Consider the following 7,576-nt stretch of genomic DNA (forward strand, 5'->3'; position numbering starts at 1 on the left):
GGGCCGGTGGCCCGATCGTCGCGTTGTGGGCCGGCAGCGCCTTCGCACTGGCGGGCACGGTCATCAGCTGTCTCCGGCAATTGCCGCGCTGGCGACGCCCGTGACGCATCGACGGCGTTCAGCCCGCCGCGCGCTGTGCGCCGGGCAACCGCATCGGCCTCGCCGCCTCGCGAATCCTCTCCCTCAGCCAGATCTGCGCGGGGACGCCGTCGTGGCGCCGATGCCAGTACATCGACCAATGGAAACCTGCTGACTCGAACGGCAGCGCCTTGAGTACCAGCCCGTCTTCCGCGAAACGTTCGGCCAGGCGCGCGGACATCACCGCGACCATCGACGAATGGCGCAACAGATGCGGCACGACCAGCCAGTGCGGGACATTGAGCACCACGTTCCGGGCGCGGCGCATTCCGGCGAGCGTGGCATCGACGTAACGCCCGTCGGTCGCACTGATGGACACCTTGAGATGCGGCAGGGAAAGGAACAGGTCGAGCGTCAACGCTTCAGCGGCACACGGATGGTCCCGCGCCATCACGCAGACCATGCGGTCGTCGAACAGCGGTGTCGCCTGCACCGCGCCCGCATGCTCCAGATCCATGCTGACCGCGACGTCGACGTCGTCGGCATCGAGCGCGGTCACGGTCTGCCCCGGCGACAGGTGCACCACGTCGAGCGTCACGCCGGGCGCCTGCTGTTCGAGCTGCGCGAGCAACGACGGCATCAGCAGATATTCGAGCACGTCGGACATCCTCAGCCGGAAGTGCCGGGTCGTCGTTGCCGGATCGAACGCGCCATCCGACTCGAGGAGCCGCTCTGCCTGGCGAAGCAGCTGTCTCAGCGGCGCTTCCAGTTCCAGCGCACGCGGCGTCGGCTCCATGCCCGTTGCATTGCGTATCAGCAACTCGTCGCGCATCAGCATCCGCAAACGCCCCAGCGCGCTGCTCATCGCCGACTGACTCAACCCCACCTTCGTCGCGGCACGCGTCACATGTTTCTCGGTCAACAACGCATCCAGTGCGACCAACAGATTCAGATCAACGCTGCGCAAATTCATATGTGCTCGCGAATTCGACGTGAAATGCTACGTTGCACCCGACCGTGCGCTCGGTCAATCACGCCGGCCTGCCGCGCGCTACCCGTTACTCCGTCGCTCGCTTGCTCACGCGCGTCGACGCGGCCGGCACGCCGGCCCGATGCGACGGTGCAAAGAGCCGCAACCCGCTCGCGACGCTTGCGGCCCCGGCGAAGCCGGCACCGAGCATCAGCGCGAGCGTCGGCCCGTGGCGCCCCGCGATGCCGAACGACAGCGCGACGAGCGCCGCGCCCGTCGCCTGCCCGATCAGCCGTGCGGTCGCGATGATCCCGCTCGCGCCGCCGCTGCGCTCGGGCGGTGCGCTCGACATCAGCGCCTTCAGGTTCGGCGACTGGAAGAAGCCGAAGCCGGCGCCGCACAGCATCATCCGCCAGCCGATGTCGACGACGCTCGGCGCCGCCGGCAACGCGGCGAGCGACACCATGCCCGCGCTCAGCAATGCAAGACCGATCGCGCCGAGCAGGCCCGGCGGATAGCGATCCGACAACCGGCCCGCGATCGGCGCGGCGAGCGCGACGATCACCGACCACGGCGTCATCAGGAACCCTGTTTCGACCGCGTCGCGATGCAGGACGGTTTCGAAATAGAACGGCAGCGACACGAACGCGAGCCCCTGCGCGGCGAACGCGCACACGGCGGTCAGCGCGGACAGCGTGAACACCGGCCGGCGAAACAGGTCGACCGGCAGCATCGGTGCCGGGTGCCCGGCCTGGCGGCGGATCAGCAGCCAGCCGAATGCGAGTGCGACCGCGGCCGCCGCGAACACGACGGAAAGCGGCCCGCGCTGCGCGAACTCGCCGAGCGCGAAGATCAGCGACGCGAACGTGATCACGTTGAACAAGGCAGCGACCGGATCGAACGCATGCTTGCCGCGCGCTGTCTGCGGCAGCGACGGAATCGCCACTGCGAGCGCGAACACACCGAGCGGCACGTTCACCGCAAACAGCCACGGCCACGCGGCGACCGACAGGATCAGCGATGCGATGGTGGGCCCCACCGCAAACGACACGCCGACCACGAGCGCGTTGAAGCCGACGCCGCGCCCGAGCCGGTGCGCGGGGAACAGCCCGCGGATCAGCGCGACGTTGACGCTCATGATCGCGCTCGCGCCGAAGCCCTGCACGATCCGCGCGGCCGTCAGCGTCGGCAGCGTCGATGCGAGCGAACAGCCGAGCGACGCGAGCGTGAACACCGCGAGCCCGGCGATATACACGCGCTTGTGGCCGACGATGTCGCCGAGCGACGCGAACGGTAACAGCGTCGCAACCATCGCGAGCTGGTAGGCGTTGATGATCCACACGGACGCGGCCGGCGACGCATGCAGGTCGGTGGCGATCGCGGGCAGCGCGGTGTTCGCGATCGCGGTGTCGAGCGTCGCGAGCGCGACGGCCAGCAGCACCGCGGACATCGCACGCCAGTTGACGGCCGGCTCATGCGCGCCGGCGGGGGAAGCGAATTCGGACAAGATGAGGCTCGGCTGACGAGCGACGCGTGCGCCGCGTCGCGGATTGGACTCGCGGCGGCGTTCCGGTCGCACCGCACGGAACGCGCGCCGCCGCGCCCCGTATTGTTGCAGAGCCGCATCGAACGTGCAGGCGGCCGCCTCGTCAGTCAGCGAAATGAAAGAAAGCGCGTTGCCGTGCAGGACGCGCGGCCACGCAGGCGCAGCAGGCCGGCCAGTCGGGTCAGCTCACCGCGCGCCGCGCATTGCGACCGCGCAGCCATTCGAGCGCCAGCAGCAGGCTCGTCGAGAAGAGGATCAGGATCGTTGCGAGCGCAGCGATCGTCGGGCTGATGTTCTCGCGGATACCGGTGAACATCTGGCGCGGCAGCGTCGTCTGGTCCGCGCCCGCGAGGAACAGTGTGACGACGACTTCGTCGAACGACGTCGCGAACGCGAACAATGCGCCCGACATCACGCCCGGCGCAATGACCGGCAGCGTCACGCGGAAGAACGTCGACACCGGATTCGCGCCCAGCGACAGGCTGGCGCGCACGAGGTTCTGGTTGAAGCCCTGCAGCGTCGCGGCAACCGTCGTCACGACGAACGGCACGCCGAGCGCCGCGTGCGCGGCGATCAGCCCCGTGTAGGTGTTCGCGAGCCCGAGCGGCGCGAAGAACAGGTACATGCCGACGCCGACCACGACCACCGGCACGATCATCGGCGACAGCAGCACGGCCATCAGTAGCCCCTTGCCGCGGAAGTCCGCCTTCGTGAGACCGATCGCGGCGAGCGTGCCGAGCACCGTCGCGACGACGGTCGCCGACGGCGCGACGATGAAGCTGTTCTTCGCGGCCATCCGCCACTCGTCGGACGCGATCAGGTTCTCGTACCAGCGCATCGAGAAACCCGGGATCGGATAGACGAGGAACGTGCTCGACGAGAACGACAGCGGCACGATCGCGAGTACCGGCAGGATCAGGTACAGCAGCGTCAGCACGACGAGCACGCGCAGCGCGACGTACCACGCGCGCTCGACGAACGACATGTGCGGCGCGAACAGCGGCCTGGCGAGTTTCATGGTCGGATTCCCCTTCCCGTTTCGTTGTGCGCGGCGTTCAGCCGAGGCTCACGTTCGTGCGCGTGAAGCGCCCGTACACCGCGTACAGCACGAGCGTCGCCGCGAGCAGCAGCCCGCCGAGCGCGCACGCCATGCCCCAGTTGATCGTCACGTTCGTGAAGTACGCAACGTAGTAGCTGACCATCTGGTCGTTCGGCCCGCCGAGCAGCGCGGGCGTGATGTAGTAGCCGATCGCGAGGATGAACACGAGCAGCGCGCCCGCGCCGACGCCCGGATAAGTCTGCGGCACGTACACGCGCCAGAACGCGGCGAACGGGTGGCTGCCGAGCGACACGGCCGCGCGCTGGTAGGTCGGCGGGATCGACTTCATCACGCTGTACAGCGGCAGGATCATGAACGGCAGCAGGATGTGCGTCATCGAGATGTACACGCCGACGCGGTTGAACAGCAGCGTCAGCGGATGCGAGATCAGCCCGCTGCCGATCAGCGCGGTGTTGATGAGCCCTTCGCTCTGCAGCAGCACGATCCACGCGGCGACCCGCACGAGCACCGACGTCCAGAACGGAATCAGCACGAGGATCATCACGAGGTTCGCGCGACGCTCCGACAGCGTCGAGATCCAGTACGCGAGCGGATAGCCGAGCAGCAGCGCGAACAGCGTGACGGCAACGCCGATCACGAACGTGCGGCCGAAGATCGCGAGATAGATCGACTGGTCGGGGTCGGCCTGCACGATGTGGCCGAAGCCGTCCTGCTTGTGGTCGAGCGCGGCGAGCAGGTAGAACGGCGACACCTGGCTGCCGTTCTTCGCGATCGACTGCCAGTACGCGACGTCGCCCCAGCGCGCGTCGAGCTCGATGATTTTCTCGCGCGTCTGCGCGGGCGTCAGCGCCGCGTCGTTGTCGCCCTTCAGCGGCATCGCGCGCGCCGTCTTCGCGACGAGCGAGCGATAGCCGGGAATCTCGGTGTTCAGGCGCCGCGCGAGCGCACCCATCGCCTCGCTGTCGGCCACCTTCGTCATGTCGGCCGCGAGCGCGACATAGGCGGCGTCGGCCGGCGGCGCCTTGCGGTCCCAGCCCGACAGCGCGGCGATCGTGTTCGGCAGCGCGGTCGCGATCTCCGGGTTCTGCACCGCGCGCGTGAGCAGCGTGCCGATCGGCACGACGAAAATCAGCAGCAGGAATATCGCGAGCGGCGCGACCAGCAGCAGCGCCATCGTGCGCTTGCGGGCTTCGGCGGCCTTCAGCTCGCGCTTGAGCGCGGCCGCCGACGGCGAGGAAGGCGCGATCGTCATCGTATTCAACGGTTCTCTCCGGCCGGGCATGATCCAGCGGAAGGCCGCGCGACACGATCGACGTGCCGCGCGGCCGATTGCTTCAGGACACCTGAACGGCTGTTACTTCGTCGCCCATGCGGCGAAACGCTGCTCGAGCTCGTCGCTGTGGTCGGTCCAGAAGCCGATATCTTCCAGCACCGCGGTCTTGCCGTTCGCCGGCGAGTTCGGCAGGTTCGCGAGCGTCTTCGCATCGAGCGACTTGATCGCCGCGATGTTCGCCGGGCCGTACGCGATGTGCTGCGCATAGCCCTGCTGCGGCTTCGGCGTCAGCGTGTACGCGATGTACTGCTCGGCCAGCGCCTTGTTCGGCGAACCCTTCGGAATCGCCCAGTAGTCGAGGTCGTAGATGCTGCCGTTCCACACGACCTTCAGGTTCTTGCCTTCCTTCTGCGCGGCGTCGATGCGGCCGTTGTACGCAGTCGACATCACGACATCGCCGGCAACGAGGAACTGCGGCGGCTGCGCACCCGCTTCCCACCACTGGATGTTCGGCTTCAGCTCGTCGAGTTTCTTGAACGCGCGGTCCTGGCCGGCCTTCGTGCCGAGCACCTTGTAGACGTCCTTCGGTGCGACACCGTCGGCCATCAGCGCGAATTCGAGGTTATAGCGCGCGCCCTTGCGCATGCCGCGCTTGCCGGGGAATTTCTTCACGTTCCAGAAATCGGCCCAGCCGGTCGGTGCCGACTTCAGCTTGTCCGCGTTGTACGACAGCGCCGTCGACCACACGAAGAAGCCGACGCCGCACACCTGCGGCGATTCCGGAATCAGGTCGGACTTCTTCGCGATCTTCGACCAGTCGAGCTTCTCGTACAGCCCTTCGTCGCAGCCGCGATTCAGGTCGCCCGATTCGACTTCGACCACGTCCCAGTTGACGTGCTTCGCCTCGACCATCGCCTTCACTTTCGCCTGCTCGCCGTTGTATTCGACGGCCGTGACCTTGTTGCCGGTCGCCTTCTCGAACGGCTGGTTGAACGCGGCCTTCTGCGCGTCGCCGTTCGCGCCGCCGAAGTTGACGACCGTGAGTTCGGCAGCCGAAGCCGATGCGCCGACGACGGCGAGCGCCAGTGCCAGCGCGGTACGCCGCGCGGTAAAGCTTGCTCGGTTCATGGTGGTTCCTCTCCTCTCGTGGTGGAAGTGGGCAGTTGTTGTTGACGACGTGCTGCGGAAAATCGGGGAAACCCTGCTCACGCGAACACGCGCAGGTGTTCGGGTGCGAACGCGAGCGCGACCGGTACGCCGGGCGAGAACGCATCGAGCGCGCCGGTGCCGAGCGGCACCTTCACGAAGCATTCGTCCTGGCCCGGCAGCGCGCAGCGCATGCGCACGTGGTCGCCGAAATAGATGAGGCTGCGCGCCTCGCCGCTCAACTGGTTGGCGGCCGAGCCGTTCGCGTGCCCGTTCGCGCCGTGCGCGGCAAGGCTCATGCGTTCGGGGCGAATGCACGCGACGGCGGGCGCGCCCTCGGCCGCGTCGCCGATGCGGCGGCCGACGAGCTTCGTGCCGTCGTCGAGCCGGAATTCGCAGAATTCGCCGTCGACGCGCGCGATGGTGCCGCGCAGCCGGTTGCTGTCGCCGATGAAGTTCGCGACGAATTCGTTGCACGGCGATTCGTACAGGCGGTCGACGGTGTCGAGCTGCTGCACGATGCCCTTGTCGAACACCGCGACGCGATCGGACATCGTCAGCGCCTCGCCCTGGTCGTGCGTCACGTACACGAAGGTCACGCCGAGCTTTTCGTGCAGCGCCTTCAGTTCGTACTGCATGTGTTCGCGCAGCTGCTTGTCGAGCGCACCGAGCGGCTCGTCCATCAGCACCAGCTTCGGCTCGAACACGAGTGCACGCGCCAGCGCGATGCGCTGTTGCTGGCCGCCCGACAGTTGCGCCGGGTAGCGTTTCGCGAAGCGCTCCATCTGCACCATCTTCAGCGCGTGCGCGACGCGTTCCGCGCGCTCGGCCGCCGGCAGCTTGCGCACGGTCAGCGGATACGCGACGTTCTGCTCCACCGTCAGGTGTGGAAACAGCGCGTAGTTCTGGAACACCATGCCGATGTTGCGCTTGTGCGGCGGCACGTTGTTCAGCAGCTCGCCGTCGAGGCGGATCTCGCCGCCCGTCGGGAATTCGAAGCCGGCGAGCATCATCAGGCAGGTCGTCTTGCCCGAGCCCGACGGTCCGAGCAGCGTCAGGAATTCCCCGCGGTGGATATCGAGGTCGAGCGATTTGACGACCAGCGTCTCGCCGTCGTAGGTCTTCCGCACGCCGCGAAAGCTGACGATCACATCATCGGACTTCATCGTGGCTGTCCCCTTGCTTCGCGACAATTGATTTTGAGATGCGAATCACTATACGGCGCGCACGGTTCTACAATAGGGAACCATTTCAATATTCCGCGTGGGACCACTTTGGACACCGTGATCGTCGCCGACTGGCTCTCCGCCCGCCTCGACCGTAGTTCGCCCGAGCCGATGTACCGCCAGTTGCTGCAGTTGATGCAGCAGGCCATCCTGACCGGGGAATTGGGGCCAGGAACCAAACTGCCGAGTTCGCGCACGCTCGCGGCCGACCTGTCGATCGCGCGCAATACCGTGCTGCACGTGTACGACCAGCTGACGGCAGAAGGCTACGTGCTGA

Annotated in this window: 7 protein-coding genes; 1 reads left to right on the forward strand and 6 read right to left on the reverse strand. The window is 67.1% G+C overall.

Annotated features, from left to right (window positions below):
* Nucleotides 1-118: 118 nt before the first annotated feature.
* The 6 genes from JYJ84_RS23090 to JYJ84_RS23115 form a co-directional block, all read right to left on the reverse strand.
* Entirely contained in the window at nt 119-1,051 is a 933-nt protein-coding gene (locus JYJ84_RS23090; RefSeq protein ID WP_122949203.1) for a LysR family transcriptional regulator, read from the reverse strand.
* A gap of 85 nt (nt 1,052-1,136) precedes the next feature.
* Nucleotides 1,137-2,555: an MFS transporter gene (locus JYJ84_RS23095; RefSeq protein ID WP_174960836.1), complete on the reverse strand. Its 1,419-nt coding sequence runs from the start codon at nt 2,553-2,555 to the stop codon at nt 1,137-1,139.
* Nucleotides 2,556-2,775: 220 nt separating this feature from the next.
* Nucleotides 2,776-3,612: an ABC transporter permease gene (locus JYJ84_RS23100; protein ID WP_122949202.1), complete on the reverse strand. Its 837-nt coding sequence runs from the start codon at nt 3,610-3,612 to the stop codon at nt 2,776-2,778.
* A 37-nt stretch (nt 3,613-3,649) separates the two neighbouring features.
* Complete coding sequence (locus JYJ84_RS23105; protein ID WP_175222921.1) at nt 3,650-4,906, reverse strand: ABC transporter permease; 1,257 nt, start codon at nt 4,904-4,906, stop codon at nt 3,650-3,652.
* Nucleotides 4,907-5,008: 102 nt separating this feature from the next.
* Nucleotides 5,009-6,055, reverse strand: coding sequence for an ABC transporter substrate-binding protein (locus JYJ84_RS23110; protein WP_175222888.1), 1,047 nt, complete (start codon nt 6,053-6,055; stop codon nt 5,009-5,011).
* Nucleotides 6,056-6,132: 77 nt separating this feature from the next.
* The gene (locus JYJ84_RS23115; protein ID WP_122949199.1) at nt 6,133-7,239 is read right to left on the reverse strand and encodes an ABC transporter ATP-binding protein; all 1,107 of its coding nucleotides are present in this window, start codon (nt 7,237-7,239) and stop codon (nt 6,133-6,135) included.
* Nucleotides 7,240-7,347: 108 nt separating this feature from the next.
* Between JYJ84_RS23115 and JYJ84_RS23120 the strand changes: the two genes are divergently transcribed.
* A partial coding sequence (locus tag JYJ84_RS23120; RefSeq protein WP_205189506.1) for a GntR family transcriptional regulator occupies nt 7,348-7,576 on the forward strand: 229 nt, incomplete at its 3' end.

Origin of the sequence: Burkholderia sp. LMG 13014 (assembly GCF_905232215.1) — a bacterium.
GTDB lineage: Bacteria > Pseudomonadota > Gammaproteobacteria > Burkholderiales > Burkholderiaceae > Burkholderia.

Coding starts and splice junctions, on each gene's coding strand:
- JYJ84_RS23110 (WP_175222888.1), bottom strand. CDS start 6,055: ATGAACCGAGCAAGCTTTACCGCGCGGCGTACCGCGCTGGCACTGGCG.
- JYJ84_RS23105 (WP_175222921.1), bottom strand. CDS start 4,906: ATGACGATCGCGCCTTCCTCGCCGTCGGCGGCCGCGCTCAAGCGCGAG.
- JYJ84_RS23090 (WP_122949203.1), bottom strand. CDS start 1,051: ATGAATTTGCGCAGCGTTGATCTGAATCTGTTGGTCGCACTGGATGCG.
- JYJ84_RS23115 (WP_122949199.1), bottom strand. CDS start 7,239: ATGAAGTCCGATGATGTGATCGTCAGCTTTCGCGGCGTGCGGAAGACC.
- JYJ84_RS23100 (WP_122949202.1), bottom strand. CDS start 3,612: ATGAAACTCGCCAGGCCGCTGTTCGCGCCGCACATGTCGTTCGTCGAG.